The sequence below is a fragment of the Achromobacter sp. T5-5 genome (genome assembly GCF_055397965.1).
This window is the reverse complement of sequence record NZ_AP027919.1, coordinates 1,460,897-1,474,882: the sequence shown is the minus strand read 5'-3', so window position 1 is coordinate 1,474,882 and position 13,986 is coordinate 1,460,897. Positions and strand designations below refer to the sequence as shown.

The 13,986-nt window shown below is 66.0% G+C and carries 11 protein-coding genes and 6 tRNA genes; 14 read left to right on the top strand and 3 right to left on the bottom strand.

The features are described from left to right. Positions 1-61 precede the first annotated feature (61 nt). Positions 62-1,410, bottom strand: a protein-coding gene (locus ACZ50Q_RS06625) for an IS3 family transposase (protein WP_464079392.1) whose coding sequence is annotated in 2 segments (ribosomal slippage) — positions 62-963 and positions 963-1,410 — 1,350 coding nt in all. Because the reading frame shifts where the segments join, the coding sequence is not laid out codon by codon here. A gap of 185 nt (positions 1,411-1,595) precedes the next feature. Here ACZ50Q_RS06625 and ACZ50Q_RS06620 point away from each other — a divergent pair. Then, a complete protein-coding gene (locus ACZ50Q_RS06620; protein ID WP_464080954.1) occupies positions 1,596-2,273 on the top strand; it encodes a VOC family protein in 678 nt (225 codons plus the stop codon). Positions 2,274-2,336: 63 nt separating this feature from the next. Next, a complete protein-coding gene (locus tag ACZ50Q_RS06615) occupies positions 2,337-3,047 on the top strand; it encodes an alanyl-tRNA editing protein (RefSeq protein ID WP_076516107.1) in 711 nt (236 codons plus the stop codon). A gap of 88 nt (positions 3,048-3,135) precedes the next feature. Here the strand turns inward: ACZ50Q_RS06615 and ACZ50Q_RS06610 are convergent, their stop codons facing one another. Next, positions 3,136-3,903 (bottom strand): phosphatase PAP2 family protein, encoded by a 768-nt coding sequence (locus ACZ50Q_RS06610; RefSeq protein WP_092578659.1) that lies wholly within the window; start codon positions 3,901-3,903, stop codon positions 3,136-3,138. A gap of 171 nt (positions 3,904-4,074) precedes the next feature. Here ACZ50Q_RS06610 and miaB point away from each other — a divergent pair, with 171 nt between their 5' ends. The 5 genes from miaB to lnt all read left to right on the top strand — a co-directional run bounded on the left by miaB (position 4,075) and on the right by lnt (position 9,696). After that, the gene (gene miaB / locus ACZ50Q_RS06605; RefSeq protein WP_092578657.1) at positions 4,075-5,541 is read left to right on the top strand and encodes a tRNA (N6-isopentenyl adenosine(37)-C2)-methylthiotransferase MiaB; all 1,467 of its coding nucleotides are present in this window, start codon (positions 4,075-4,077) and stop codon (positions 5,539-5,541) included. Next, positions 5,538-6,563 carry a PhoH family protein gene (locus tag ACZ50Q_RS06600; RefSeq protein WP_076516111.1) on the top strand — a complete coding sequence of 342 codons (1,026 nt, stop codon included), beginning with the start codon at positions 5,538-5,540 and terminating at the stop codon, positions 6,561-6,563. Before miaB ends, ACZ50Q_RS06600 begins: the two co-directional genes overlap by 4 nt. Continuing rightward, positions 6,553-7,026, top strand: coding sequence for an rRNA maturation RNase YbeY (gene ybeY, locus ACZ50Q_RS06595; protein ID WP_464080953.1), 474 nt, complete (start codon positions 6,553-6,555; stop codon positions 7,024-7,026). The genes ACZ50Q_RS06600 and ybeY overlap by 11 nt, the downstream gene beginning before the upstream one ends. A gap of 154 nt (positions 7,027-7,180) precedes the next feature. Further along, on the top strand, positions 7,181-8,071 hold the full coding sequence (locus ACZ50Q_RS06590; protein ID WP_092578654.1) for an HlyC/CorC family transporter: 891 nt from the start codon (positions 7,181-7,183) through the stop codon (positions 8,069-8,071). Next, positions 8,068-9,696, top strand: coding sequence for an apolipoprotein N-acyltransferase (gene lnt, locus ACZ50Q_RS06585; protein ID WP_464080952.1), 1,629 nt, complete (start codon positions 8,068-8,070; stop codon positions 9,694-9,696). The genes ACZ50Q_RS06590 and lnt overlap by 4 nt, the downstream gene beginning before the upstream one ends. A gap of 6 nt (positions 9,697-9,702) precedes the next feature. On the opposite strand, the gene ACZ50Q_RS06580 is transcribed toward lnt, so the two are convergent. After that, positions 9,703-10,710, bottom strand: coding sequence for an aldo/keto reductase (locus tag ACZ50Q_RS06580; RefSeq protein ID WP_076521765.1), 1,008 nt, complete (start codon positions 10,708-10,710; stop codon positions 9,703-9,705). Positions 10,711-11,275: 565 nt separating this feature from the next. Between ACZ50Q_RS06580 and ACZ50Q_RS06575 the strand changes: the two genes are divergently transcribed. The 7 genes from ACZ50Q_RS06575 (at position 11,276) to ACZ50Q_RS06545 (ending at position 13,802) form a co-directional block, all read left to right on the top strand. Next, positions 11,276-11,351, top strand: a tRNA-Ala gene (locus ACZ50Q_RS06575). A 35-nt stretch (positions 11,352-11,386) separates the two neighbouring features. Beyond that, a tRNA-Glu gene (locus ACZ50Q_RS06570) sits at positions 11,387-11,462 on the top strand. Positions 11,463-11,538: 76 nt separating this feature from the next. Beyond that, a tRNA-Asp gene (locus ACZ50Q_RS06565) sits at positions 11,539-11,615 on the top strand. Positions 11,616-11,719: 104 nt separating this feature from the next. Beyond that, a tRNA-Ala gene (locus tag ACZ50Q_RS06560) sits at positions 11,720-11,795 on the top strand. 50 nt (positions 11,796-11,845) lie between these two features. Continuing rightward, positions 11,846-11,921, top strand: a tRNA-Glu gene (locus ACZ50Q_RS06555). A gap of 89 nt (positions 11,922-12,010) precedes the next feature. Then, positions 12,011-12,087, top strand: a tRNA-Asp gene (locus ACZ50Q_RS06550). Between the two features lie 221 nt (positions 12,088-12,308). Continuing rightward, positions 12,309-13,802 carry a PAS domain S-box protein gene (locus ACZ50Q_RS06545; RefSeq protein WP_464080951.1) on the top strand — a complete coding sequence of 498 codons (1,494 nt, stop codon included), beginning with the start codon at positions 12,309-12,311 and terminating at the stop codon, positions 13,800-13,802. The last annotated feature ends 184 nt before the right edge of the window (positions 13,803-13,986 follow it).

The following is a 13,986-nucleotide window of genomic DNA, read 5'->3' as shown; positions in this document are numbered from 1 at the left end:
CCCTGGCCTTGACATGTAAAACCCGTCACGCTGAACTGACCCCCAGAAGTTGGACGGTCAACTAAAGCCCGAAGGCCTGAGCTCGGTATTGCACCGGGCTCAGGCCTTTTAGCTTGAGCTTGATGCGGTTGTGATTGTAGTAATGGATGTACTGCCGGATGCCGGCCTGCAACTGCTCGATGCTCTCGAAGCGGTTGAGGTGGAAGAACTCTGCTTTGAGCGTGCCGAAGAAGCTTTCCATGGCGGCATTGTCCAGGCAGTTGCCCTTGCGTGACATGCTCTGCGTGACGGACCGGGCGGCCAGCATGCGCCGGTAGATGGGCTGCTGGTATTGCCAGCCCTGGTCGGAGTGCAGCACGGGGCGCTCCGTCGGCCGCAGCCGCGCCAGCGCCTTCTTCAGCATGCTGCCCACGAGCTTGAACACCGGCCGCAGAGCGGTCTCGTAGGCCACGATCTCGCCGTTGTACAGGTCCATCACCGGCGACAGGTACAGCTTCTCGCCACGCACGTTGAACTCGGTCACGTCGGTGACCCACTTCTCGTTCGGACGCTCGGCCTCGAAGCGACGCGCCAACACGTTGGCCGCCACATGATGCGACTGACCTCGGTAGGACCGGTACTTCTTGGCGCGCACGAGCGACTTCAAGCCCAGCGCCTGCATCAGCTTCTGCACCGTCTTGTGATTCACCAGCTCACCTGCCTGGCGCAGCACCGCCGTGATCCGGCGGTAACCATAGCGGCCCTTGTGTTGCGCATAGACCGCGTCGATGCGCTGCTTGAGCTCGGCGTACGGGTCCACGGCGCCAAGCGCCTTCAGGTGGTAATAGAACGTGCTGCGCGACAGCTTGGCTGCTCTCAGCAATAGCGCCAGCGGATGACGATGCCTCAACCCTTGGACCATTTGCGCTTTTTCACCAGCGCTTCGGTCCGTTCCGCTTGGATCAAGGCATCGAGTTTTTTTAGGTAATCGAGCTCCGCTCGCAGGTACGCGTTCTCTTCGCGCAACTGCTTCTCTGTCATGTCCTTGGCTGTTGGCTCGGGTGGATACTTGTGTGGCATGGCGGGGCTATCTCGACGTCTGGGCTCCAATGCGCCCATTCCGCCCTCATCATACCCACGACGCCATTTGCCGATGGTCCCGGAATCGCCCAAGTTGTAAACCGCCACAGCCTGCCTGTCCGACAAGCCGTCCTGCTCGATGCGCTTCAACACCTCAAATTTGAATTGCGCCGAATACCGCTTGCGCGGCCTGACTAAACCAGCCCGTCCATGCAGTTGGTAGACAGCCACCCATCGCCGCAGCAACGCATAGTCCACGCCGACCTCCCGCGCCACTTCCGCATAACTATGCTGTTCAGACAGATACCGCCGGACAGCGTCCAGTTTGAACTGCTCGTCGTACTTTGCCATGCAAAAAACCCCCGAAGGATGGATCAAAGTCCAACTTTCGGGGGTCAGTTCACGCGTGACGGGTTTTTTCTTTTTGGGGCGCGGCCGCCGGTATCTCCGTCGCAGCCTGACCCCAGCACTGTACCGACGGTTTCCCCCGGCGCTGTACGGATACAGGCGCTCGCCTATTCGTTACCATGCCCCTTATGAAACTCACCATCGACCACCTCGTCATCGCCGCCGCGGATCTTGCCAGCGGCTCCGACTATGTCGCCGGCATTCTGGGCATCGCGCCGCAGGGCGGCGGCGCGCATCCGCGCATGGGCACCCATAACCGGCTGCTGGGCATGGCGGACGGCATCTATCTGGAAGTCATCGCGATCGACCCCGACGCGCCCGCGCCGTCGCGCCCCCGCTGGTTCGGGCTGGACCAGGGCGACGTGCGCGCGCGTCTCGAACAAGGGCCGTTCCTGGCCCACTGGGCTGCCCGCGTGGAGTCGCCCATGGACCTGACGCACATGCAGGCCGAACACCCGGACCGCCTGCCGCCGGTCATCCCCATGACGCGCGGCGACCTGCGCTGGCGCCTGACGGTGCCGGACGACGGCAGCCTGCCGGCCTGGCGCGAAGCGGGCTACGAAGCCGGCGAAGGCCTGCTGCCCACGCTCATCCAATGGGACGTCGACCAGCCGCCCGGCGCGACGCTGCCGCGCCAGCCCCTGCGCCTGCACAGACTCGTTGGCTGCCATCCCCGCGCCTCGCTGCTGCGCCAGGGTCTTGCCTGGATGGGCGCGGACAGCCTGATCGACATCGAGCAGGCCGATGGCCCGCCGCGGCTCAGCGCGCACATCGAGACACCGTCCGGCATCAAAGTGCTGACGTGACGCCGTCCGCGCCTCTCACCCTCTGACCCACTGACCCTATAACCCTATAACCCGGAGCCCCCCATGCCCGCCACCCGCAAGCGCTTCGACGACGAACCCTACCTGGACCATTGCGAAGCCACGGTGATCGCGGTCCACCCCGACGGCGTGGAGCTGGACGAAACCGTCTGCTATGCCCGCAGCGGCGGCCAGGCGGGGGACAGCGGAACCCTCACCCTGGCCGACGGGCGCGTGCTGCCGCTGACGGACACGGTCTACGCCGACGACCGCCAGCGCATCCTGCACGTCATCCAGGGCGACGCGGCCCCGCAGGTGGGCGAACGCGTCCTCGTTGCCATCGACTGGCCGCGCCGCCACCGCCTGATGCGCCTGCATACCTGTCTACACCTTTTGGGCGCGCTCGTGCCCGCGCCCGTCACCGGTTGCAGCATTTCGCCCGATTCCGCCCGCATCGACTTCGACCTGCCTGAGTCCACGCTCGACAAGGCCGACCTGACCGAGCGCCTGAACGCCCTGATCAACACGCGCGCGGACGTCGCCATCAACGGCATCACCCCCGAAGAACTGGCGGCGCAACCGGACCTGGTGCGCACCGTGGGCGCCGCGCCGCCCGCCGGCACGGCCGTGATCCGCATCGTCGAGGTGCCGGGCGTGGACCGCCAGCCCTGCGGCGGCACGCATGTGGCCAACACCGGCGAGATCGGCGCGGTTGTCGTCACCAAGATCGAGAAAAAGAGCCGGACCAACCGGCGCGTCGTCGTCGGCTTCGCCTGAGCCGGCCGGCCCGGTCACGACGGGGCCCAGCGGCGGGACGAAAAAAAGGCCGCGATGACGCGGCCTTGTCCGATGCCCGGGCGCGGGCTCAGCCCTTTTTCCACCAGCGCCACGGCGCGCGCAGCGGCCATTGGTAAGCGCTGCCCAGTACGCGCGGCGCCAGGACATGCCCCACCAGCACGGCGATCCCGGCCGCGGTCATCACGTCCGACAGATAGTGGTCCAGGTTGACCAGCCGGCTGATCGCCACCAGGGACGCCAGGAGCAGGAACACCCAGCGCCAGCGCGGCGCCAGGATGCCCAGCACCACGGCCACGGAAAACGCCGCATAGGTGTGGCTGGACGGGAAGGAATTGAACTGCTGGGCGCGCGAGAAGGCCTCGCCCAGCCCGTAAATGCCTTTTTCGAAGAACAGCTCGGGGCGCGCGCGCGCCACGGTCCGCTTGAGCAGCAGCACAACCAGCCCGCCGACCGCCATCGTGGACAGCATCAGCAGGCTGCCGCGCGCCATGGCGGCATAGCTCACGCGCAGCGGATTGCGCCAGCCGCGCGCCAATCCCACCAGACCCACCACATAGAACGCGAGCGCCATGACGATGTAATGGCCGCTTTCGCCCAGTTCGCCCACCCATTCGAACGACTGGTCGACCCCTTCCGACACCGATTTTTGAATCCAGACCGCCAGCGGCAGGTCGATCCACAGCGCGCAGGCGGCGGCCGCAAGCGCCAGCGCGGCGCCCAGCAGCGCCCAGACGGACGCCGGATAGGGATTGCGGAATTTGTCCTGGACAGCGGAACCGGACCCGCCATCGAGGGACGGAGCGGCTACCGGAGGCGTGAAGTGATTGGGATTCATCGGTGCCGCTCGGGAGAAAAAAAGAAATTTTACCGGCGCTGGGCGGGGCGCGGACCGCTATCGTAACGGCCAATGCGCACCGGGCCAAGAAACAATTTCCGGCCAAGGGTTAAAATTCGCGCTTTCCCATCCTTCCAGCCCCCGGGATCTACACCCGTCACGGCGACCACCATGCAAGAAACCTCCCTCAAGCGCGCGGGCAACGTCCCGGGCAACGTCCCAGGCAACCCCCGCGACGGCGGCTCCCCCGCCCTGCCTTCGGCCACTCCCGGCGCCGGCTCCCCCCGCAAGCTGTATATCCGCACCTTCGGCTGCCAGATGAACGAGTACGACTCGGACAAGATGGCCGACGTGCTGCGCGAGGACCAGGGCGGGCTCGAGCTCACCGACAACCCCGAAGAGGCGGACGTCATCCTGTTCAACACCTGTTCTGTGCGCGAAAAGGCGCAGGAAAAGGTGTTCTCGGACCTGGGGCGCGTGCAGCACCTCAAGAAGACCAACCCCAATCTCGTGATCGGCGTGGGCGGATGCGTCGCCAGCCAGGAAGGCGAAGCCATCGTCAAGCGCGCGCCCTACGTCGACGTGGTGTTCGGACCGCAGACGCTGCACCGCCTGCCCGACCTGATCAAGCGCCGCCGCGACGAAGGGCGCTCGCAGGTGGACATCAGCTTCCCCGAGATCGAAAAGTTCGACAACATGCCGCCCCCGCGCGTCGAGGGCGCCACGGCGTTCGTGTCCATCATGGAAGGCTGCAGCAAGTACTGCAGCTTCTGTGTGGTGCCCTACACGCGCGGCGAGGAAGTCTCGCGCCCGTTCGACGATGTGCTCATCGAGGTGGCGGACCTGGCCGACCAGGGCGTCAAGGAAGTGACGCTGCTCGGCCAGAACGTAAACGCCTACCGCGGCCGCATGACCGACAGCGACGAGATCGCCGACTTCGCGATGCTGCTCGAATACGTGCACGAGATCCCCGGCATCGAGCGCATCCGCTACACCACGTCGCATCCCAAGGAAATGACCCAGCGCATGGTGGACGCCTATGCGCGCCTGCCCAAGCTGGTGTCCTTCCTGCATTTGCCCGTGCAGGCCGGCAGTGACCGCGTGCTGGCCGCCATGAAGCGCGGCTACACCACGCTCGAATTCAAGTCCGTCGTGCGCCGCCTGCGCGCCGCGCGCCCCAACCTGACGCTGTCGTCGGACTTCATCGTGGGCTTTCCCGGCGAAACCGAGGAAGACTTCGAAAAGACGATGAAACTGATCCAGGACGTCGGCTTCGACACCTCGTTCTCGTTCGTCTACTCGCGGCGTCCGGGCACGCCCGCCGCGGACCTCGCCGACGACACCCCGCAGGACGTCAAGCTGCGCCGCCTGCAGCGCCTGCAGGCCCTCATCAACGAGCAAGCCGCCACCATCGCCCGCAACATGGTCGGCACGCGCCAGCGCCTGCTGGTGGAAGGCCCCTCGCGCCGCGACCCGAACGAACTCATGGGCCGCACCGAGAACAACCGCATCGTGAACTTCCCCGCCCCCGCGCGGCTCATCGGACAAATGGTCGACGTCATCATCACCGAGGCGCACACGAATTCGCTGCGCGCCCGCGTGGCCGACATCGACCGCACTTCGCAAGAGGCTGAATGACCACACCCCGTTCCCGCGCGCGTCGCAGCATGCCCGTCATCGTCACCCTGGACGGCGACAACACCCACCTGGCCAATCTCTGCGGCCCGCTGGACGAAAACCTGCGGCAACTTGCCGATGGCATGAACGTCAAGCTGTCGCGCCGCGGCAGCCGCGTCACGATCGAAGGCGAACTGGCCGAACTGGCAGGGCGCATCCTGCGGCGCTTTCACGAACAGGCCGTGCACCGCTCGCTGTCCATCGACGACATCCAGTTGGGTCTGGTCGAAATCGGCGTGGGCCGCCAGGAAGAAAAGCTCAAGGAAGAACAGGCCCAGGAACTGGACGCCCTGCCCGCCCTGGACGACGAAAGCGACGGCATCGCGCTGCGCACCAAGCGCAGCGACCTGCGCCCGCGCACCCCGCGCCAGCGCGATTACCTGAACAACATCCTCAAGCACGACATCACGTTCGGCGTCGGCCCCGCCGGCACGGGCAAGACCTGGCTGGCCGTGGCCTGCGCCATCGACGCGATGGAACGCGACACGGTGCAACGCCTGGTGCTGACCCGCCCCGCCGTCGAGGCCGGCGAGCGCCTGGGCTTCCTGCCGGGCGACCTGGCGCAGAAGGTCGATCCGTACCTGCGTCCGCTCTATGACGCGCTGTACGACCTGATGGGCTTCGAAAAGGTCCAGCGCCTCTTTGAAAAGCAGACCATCGAGATCGCCCCGCTGGCCTACATGCGCGGCCGCACGCTGAACCACGCCTTCGTCATCCTGGACGAGGCGCAGAACACCACGCCCGAGCAGATGAAGATGTTCCTGACCCGGATCGGCTTCGGCAGCAAGGCGGTCATCACCGGCGACCCGTCGCAGGTCGACCTGCCGCGCGGGCAGGACAGCGGCCTGGCGCACGCGGTGAAGGTGCTGCATGACGTCCAGGGCATCGCCACCACCCGTTTCACCAGCCGCGATGTCGTGCGCCACCCGCTGGTCGCGCGCATCGTCGACGCCTACGACCGCGCCGCCGAAGATGAAGCCTAAGCTGTCCCTGTCCGTCCAGTATGGGGTCGAGGAAGCCCGCCTGCCCCGCTGGCGCCTGCGGCGCTGGGCCGAACGCGCGCTGGCCGGCGCCTTCGAGGACGGCCTGATCGATTTCAAGGCCGCCGAGCTCAGCCTGCGGCTGGTCGGCGCGGCCGAGGGCCGGCGCCTGAACCGCGACTTCCGCGGCCGCGACTACGCCACCAATGTGCTCACCTTCGAGTACGGCGTGGACCCGCTGGGCGTGGCCCGTGGCGACATTGTCATGTGCGTGCCCGTGCTGGTGCGCGAGGCGCGCGAACAGCGCAAGGCGCTCCTGGACCACGCCGCCCACCTGACCCTGCACGGGGTCCTGCATTCGCTGGGCTACGACCACATCAAGGCGCGCGACGCCAAGCGCATGGAAGCGCTGGAAACCGCGATCCTGGCGCAGATGGGCATCGCCGACCCCTACCTGGCGGCCTGACGCCGGGCCCTCGGGTCAACCCTGAGAAATTACCGGAAAATGGCGTGCAGCAAGGCGCAGATCGCGTCCATTGCACCCATTTTCGGCGGTGGCGTTACAAATTGCAGGCCAGTTTCGGTTATGCTGGCTCCTCCACAACTTGTCCTCCCGGACGATGTCTGACCCTTACCCTGCTCCTGAAGCGACGCCCGGTCGCTCTGCCAAACCCGCCACCAAATCCCTCCTAGACCGCCTGCTTTCCCTTGTGCGCCGAGAGCCCGAGGACCGCGAAGGCATCAAGGCCATTCTGGAAGCCGCGCACGAACGCGACCTGCTCGACGCGGAGTCGTACAAGATGATCAAGGGCGCGCTGGCCGTGTCCGAGGGCACCGTCGGCGACATCATGGTTCCGCGCTCGCGCATGGACCTGCTCGATGTCACGCAGCCCATCCCCTACCTGGTGGCCACGGTGATCGAGACCGCGCATTCGCGGTTCCCCGTGTACGAAGGCGACCGCGACAACATCATCGGCATCCTGCTCGCCAAGGACCTGCTGCGCTGCATGCTGGAACCCAACATCGAGTTGCGCACGCTGGTCCGTCCCGCCGTCTTCATCCCCGAATCCAAGCGCCTGAACGTGCTGCTGCACGAGTTCCGCGCCAGCCGCAACCACCAGGCCATCGTCATCGACGAGCACGGCGGCATATCCGGCCTGGTCACGATGGAAGACGTGCTGGAGCAGATCGTCGGCGACATCGAAGACGAATTCGACGAAACCGAGGAAGACTCCATCTTCCCGGAAGGCGACAACCAGTGGCGCGTGCTGGCGGCCACCGACATCTCGCACTTTAATGACGTGTTCGGCTGCCAACTGCCTGACGACGAATACGACAGCGTCGGCGGCTGGATGGGCGGCCAGCTCGGCCGCATCCCGCGCCGCGGCGACCATGCCGATGTCGAAGGCCTGCGCCTCGAAGTGGCCCGCGGCGATGCCCGCCGGGCCATCTGGCTGCGCGTCAAGCGCATCGCCGCCCCCCAATCCGCAGCATCCGCCCCCGACGCATGACCCAACCCCCGCGCGGCCGACTCCTGCGCGGCGCCGCCGGCCTCGTGCTGGCGGGCGCCGTCCACGCCCTCACGTTTGCCCCCGGCCCGCTGCCCGGCTGGGCGCTGGCCTTCACCCAGGTCGTGGCGCTGGCCATCCTGGCCCGGGTCACGCTGTACGCGCCCTCGGCCAGGCAGGCCTGGCTGCGCGGCTGGCTGTTCAGCTTTGCCAGCTACGCGCTGGGCCTGTACTGGATTTTCATCAGCCTGCACCGCTACGGCGACCTGGCCGCCCCGCTGGCGGTAGCCGCGGTGCTGGCGCTGTCCGCGTTTCTCGCGCTCTTTCCCGCCACGGCCAACGCGCTGGCGCGCCGCTACGCCCCGCTGGCCGCCGATCCGGCGCCCTCCCGCATCCTGTCCGCCACGCTCGCCTGGGCGGCCATGTGGGCCGCGTTCGAATGGCTGCGCGCGGTGCTCCTGACCGGATTCCCGTGGCTGAACATCGGATACGCGCAGGTCGACAGCCCCATCGCGGGCTGGGCGCCGCTGCTCGGCGTGCACGGCATGGCGTTCCTGGCCGCGTTCGTCGCGGCGGCCATCGCCAGCCTGTGGCAGCCCGCCCGCAAGGCCACCATGGGTCCGCGCCACGCGCTGGCCGCCGGCGTCGCCGTCGCGCTGGCGGCGGCGGGCTGGCCCCTGTCCCGCATCGACTGGTCGGCGCCCGTCGGCGACCCGCTCAACGTGCGGCTGGTCCAGGGCAACATCGGGCAGTCCCAGAAATTCGATCCCGCGCTGCTCGAGCAGAGCGTGCGGCGGCACCTGGAGCTGACGGCCATGCCGCCCGCGCCCGGCGTGCCCGCGCCCCAACTGGTGATCCTGCCGGAAACCGTGCTGCCCATCTTCCAGGACCAACTCGACCCGCGCGTCTGGGAAGTCTGGCGCGACCTGGCGCGGCAACGCAACACGGTCATCGCCATGGGCGTGCCGCTGCACGATCGGGTCGACGGCCGCGAACGCTACACCAACAGCGTCATCGGCTTCGATGGCGCCACACCCATCGAACAGCTCGTGGCCGGCAACACCGCCATGCGCTACGACAAGCGCCACCTGGTGCCGTGGGGCGAATACGTGCCGCCGGGCTTTCACTGGTTCGTCGACATGCTGAACATCCCGCTGGGCGACTTCGACCGCGGCCGCGAGCGCCAGACGCCCTTTGCCGTGGGCGGCCAGCACATCGCGTTCAACATCTGCTACGAAGACCTCTTCGGCCCCGACCTCCTGCCCGCGCTGCAACCCGGGCCCAATGGCGAGCCTGGCGCGACCATCCTGGTCAACGTCAGCAACCTGGGCTGGTTCGGCGATAGCTGGGCCCTGCGCCAGCATCTGCAGATCGGGCGCCTGCGCACCATGGAAACCGCGCGTCCCATGCTGACCGCCACCAACACGGGCGTCACCGCCGCGATCGACGCCAAGGGCCACGTCGCGGCGCAGCTCGCCACGCACCAGGCGGGCGTGCTGCCCGTGTCCGTGCAGGGCATGACGGGGCTCACGCCCTATGCGCGTTTCGGCGACAAGACCGCGCTGGCCTTGATCGGCCTGGCGCTCATCGCCGCGGTGGGCAGCGCCCGCCGCCCGCGCCGCGGCTGATCGCGCTCACGCAAACAGGTTCGCGGGCAGCGAGCCTGTTTCGTCGGGCGGCCGCAGCGGTCCACTGCCCGCCCCGGTCAGTTCGATGGCGTCCGCGATGGCCTGCATGTCGTCGGCATCCAGTTCCAGTTCCGCCGCGCCAATCAACCCGTCCACCTGCGAAGCGCTGCGCGCGCCCAGAATGGCGCCCGTCACGCCCGGCCACGCCAGCGTCCACGCCGCCGCGGCGGCCGCCACGGTCGCGCCATGCCGCTCGGCAATGGGCTTGAAGGCGTCGGCCAGCGCCAGGTTGCGCTCCAGATCCGGCGACCGGAAATCCGGGTGGCGCGCCCGCCAGTCGTCCGGCGGCAAGGCCCGCGCGCGCTGCACGCTGAACGTGCCGGTCAACAGGCCGGAATGCATCGGGCTGTAGACGATCACGCCGGTGCCGTTCGCCGCGCACCAGGGAATCAGATCGCTGGCGGCGGTCCGCTGGATGGCGGAAAACGGCGGCTGCAGCGTGTCCACGTGCCCCAGGTATTCGGCAGCCCGCAACTGCGCCAGGTTGTGGTTCGACAGCCCGATCGCCCTTACCTTCCCGGCCTGCTTCAGGTCCAGCAACTCCTGCCAATACGCCTCCAGCGGCGTGCCGTCGCCCGCTGGCCAATGCATCTGGTAGAGGTCGATGCGCTCGACGCCCAGCCGCCGCAGCGACCCTTCAAGCTCGCGGCGGATGCTGGACGGCGCTCCGGTACGCCGCGGTGGCGCCAGCGGTTGCTCCGGCGACCACGTCAGCCCGCACTTGGTGAAGACATAGGGCCGATCGCCCCGCGGCATCTGCGCCAGCGCCTGGCGCACGATGTCCTCGGCGTGGCCCAACCCATACACCGCCGCCGTATCGATCCAGTTGATGCCGCGGTCGACCGCGTGCCGGATCGCCTCGATGGATTCGCTATCGTCCTGCGCGCCCCACCCCACTGCCCAGCCGTTGCCGCCCATGGCCCAGGCGCCTAGGCCGATACGCGTGATCGCCATGCCCGTGCGGCCCAGGGGCACGGTCGGAAAGGACGTGCTGCTCATGTGGAGGTGCTCATGTGGATGGTGCCCGTGAAGAAATGCTCATGAAGAAGTGCTGATGAAGAGATGCTCAAGCGGTTCCTCGCCAAGCGCGGCCCATCTCCCGCGCCGGCGTCTCGCGCAGAGCCCGCGGGCACACCCAAGTACAAAGCCCCAAGTACAAAGCGCCAAGTACAAAGCGCCAAGTACAAAACCGAGTGCAAAAACCCGACGAACCCACAAAATTTTTCCACTCACGATAGCACTCGCACAAGCCTTTGATTTTGTTGATTTCTGCACCAATGCGCCGCCGCAATCAGCGCCCGCCGCGCTCGTAAAACGGCTCCAAAATGCCCATCGAACCCTCTTTTTTCACAACTTTTTTGCTTTTTGCCGCGAAGCGACTTGCACACCAAATTTAGTTCGTGCATAATCTCGTTTCTTCGCCAACGGCACTAAACAAAACCGGCAACGAAACAGCAAGAAACGCCCTGGAAACAGCGCATTTTTCGCCAAAATCGTTGAACGGATTGATTAGAGAAACGGGGGTATAGCTCAGCTGGGAGAGCGCTTGCATGGCATGCAAGAGGTCAGCGGTTCGATCCCGCTTACCTCCACCAGCCCACCGCGAAGAACGCAGTACAGAAAGTCCGCAGTCCCCTTCGTCTAGAGGCCTAGGACATCACCCTTTCACGGTGAGTACAGGGGTTCGAATCCCCTAGGGGACGCCAGTTTTCTGGCACGCTAGTCGTGTTGTAGTAGCAGTGATGCAGTTGAAGTGACAATGTAGTTGAGTTAAGCCGCTGCGGAGCGGTAGTTCAGTTGGTTAGAATACCGGCCTGTCACGCCGGGGGTCGCGGGTTCGAGCCCCGTCCGCTCCGCCAAAAGCTCTCTCGCTCAGGGTCTTTCAAGAGCTCCGTTTTCGGGGCTTTTTTGTTTTATAAGTGTGAGACCTTGTTGTCTGAAGTTTGGGACAGCAGGACATGCTGGGGGTATAGCTCAGCTGGGAGAGCGCTTGCATGGCATGCAAGAGGTCAGCGGTTCGATCCCGCTTACCTCCACCAGTACGCAGTTCGGTAGTAACGCAGTACAGTAGTAAAGTTGTTGGTTCCAGGTCCCCTTCGTCTAGAGGCCTAGGACATCACCCTTTCACGGTGAGTACAGGGGTTCGAATCCCCTAGGGGACGCCAGCTTTGGTTGGCATGTAGTAAAAGCTGCCTTGACACCGCAGCGTAGTTGTTCAAGTCGTCTGTTTGATGACGTCTGTTTAGGCCGCTGCGGAGCGGTAGTTCAGTTGGTTAGAATACCGGCCTGTCACGCCGGGGGTCGCGGGTTCGAGCCCCGTCCGCTCCGCCAAGCACTTTGTGCCTGCAGATCGCCGTTCACGGCACACCCAGAAAGCTCCGGATTCCGGAGCTTTTTTGTTTTGTGCCCGGCCTTCCGGCGCCGCCGTTCGCGCGGTGCAATCCCCTCCCGCTGTACCCCTTCCGCGAGACTCGTCCGTTTTGACCTCTGGACAGCGTCGCCACGCGGCTTCATGCTTGCGCGTATACGCCAGACAAAGAAAAGAGGCCTACGTGACCCCCAATGACGCCGCACCCCAAGCACATCGCCAACACCTGCAAAGCATCATTGCGGGCTTGAACGAGGGCATCATTCTGCTTGAGGCCGACGGGTCGATCGCCTGGGCCAACGCCAGCGCACTTGCGCTGCATGGCGTCGAAGACATCGACGACCTGGGCGGCACGCCCGCCGGCTTTCGAAAGCGATACACGCTGACGTACCGCAACCACCACCGCGTGCCGGCACGCCAGTATCCCCTGGACCGGCTGGCGGCCGGCGAAGAGTTCGACGACCTGCTGCTGGACCTGGGCCGCAAGGACGATGAAGAGTTCCTGCGCAACCTGCTCGCCCGCGGCCTGAACCTGGACGACGGCGGGCCCTTCCCGTACCGGGTGCTGATCCTGCATGACCAGACGGCGCAGATCAACGCCGAGGTGCGATTCGAACGCACCTTTTCGGCCAATCCGGCGCCCGCGCTGATCTGCCGGCTGTCCGACCTGCGCTACGTGAAGGTCAACCAGGGCTTTCTCGAGATGACGGGCTACGCGCGCGACGCCGTGCTGGGCAAGTCGGCCTATGAACTGGACGTGCTGGATGGCGGCGAGGACAAAGAGTCTGCGGTCGCGCGCCTGAACGAAGGCCGCACCATTCCCCAGCGCGAGGGCGTGCTGAAGCTGCCGGACGGCTCGAGCAGATTCGTCGTGGTGGCGGGGCAGCCGATCGACATGCACGACGAGCCCTGCATGCTGTTCACCTTCATCGACCTGGAGGGCCGCAAGCGGACCGAAGAGGCGCTGCGCGAAAGCGAAGAGCGTTTCTCGAAGGCCTTCCGGCTGGCGCCCGTGCCAATGGCGGTGTGCGACGGCGACACGCTCAACGTGCTGAACGTCAACGACGCCTTCACGGCCGTGACGGGAGTGGCGCTGGAGGACAACAACGAACAGGACCTCACCGACCTGGGGCTGCGGCCCTATGAAGGCATGCTGGCCGGCCTGAAGCGCGGTGAAAGCGTCCGCAACCGCGAAGCGGCGATGATCGCCCAGGACGGCGGCGAGCTGGACTGCCTGGTGTCCGCCGAACCCGTCATGATCGGCGGGCTGCGGCGCGTGCTGATCGTGATGCAGGACATCACCGACCGCAAGCGGTCCGAGACCGAACTGCTGACGGCGATCGAGGCGGTCATGCAGGACACCTCGTGGTTCAGCCGCGGCATCATCGAAAAACTGGCGCAACTGCGCCAGCCCGCCCCCGCCACGCGCGACGTGGCCGAGCTGGCCCAACTGACGTCGCGCGAACGCGAGGTCCTGGGCCTGCTGTGCCAGGGCCACGACGATGACGGCATCGCCAAGGCGCTCAAGCTGTCGCGCAACACCGTGCGCAACCACGTGGCGACGATCTACAGCAAGATCGGCGTGCATCGTCGCAGCGCCGCCATCGTGTGGGCCCGCGACCGGGGTATCACCGGACACGAGAGCACGCGCAACCGGGACAAGCCCGCCAAGTCTTGAGCGGACCGTCTGGAATTTACAAATTGACACCACATTTTCGGCGACTCGCACTCGCCGAAGATGACGCCGCGTTCGGTTGAGCCGACCTTCAAAAGCGGTCAATTTTTCCTATCTCTACGTCAAGTCACCTTCAAAAACGGCCTTGTTGAGCGCATTGCGCAAAACGGCCGCAGCTTCTTACGAT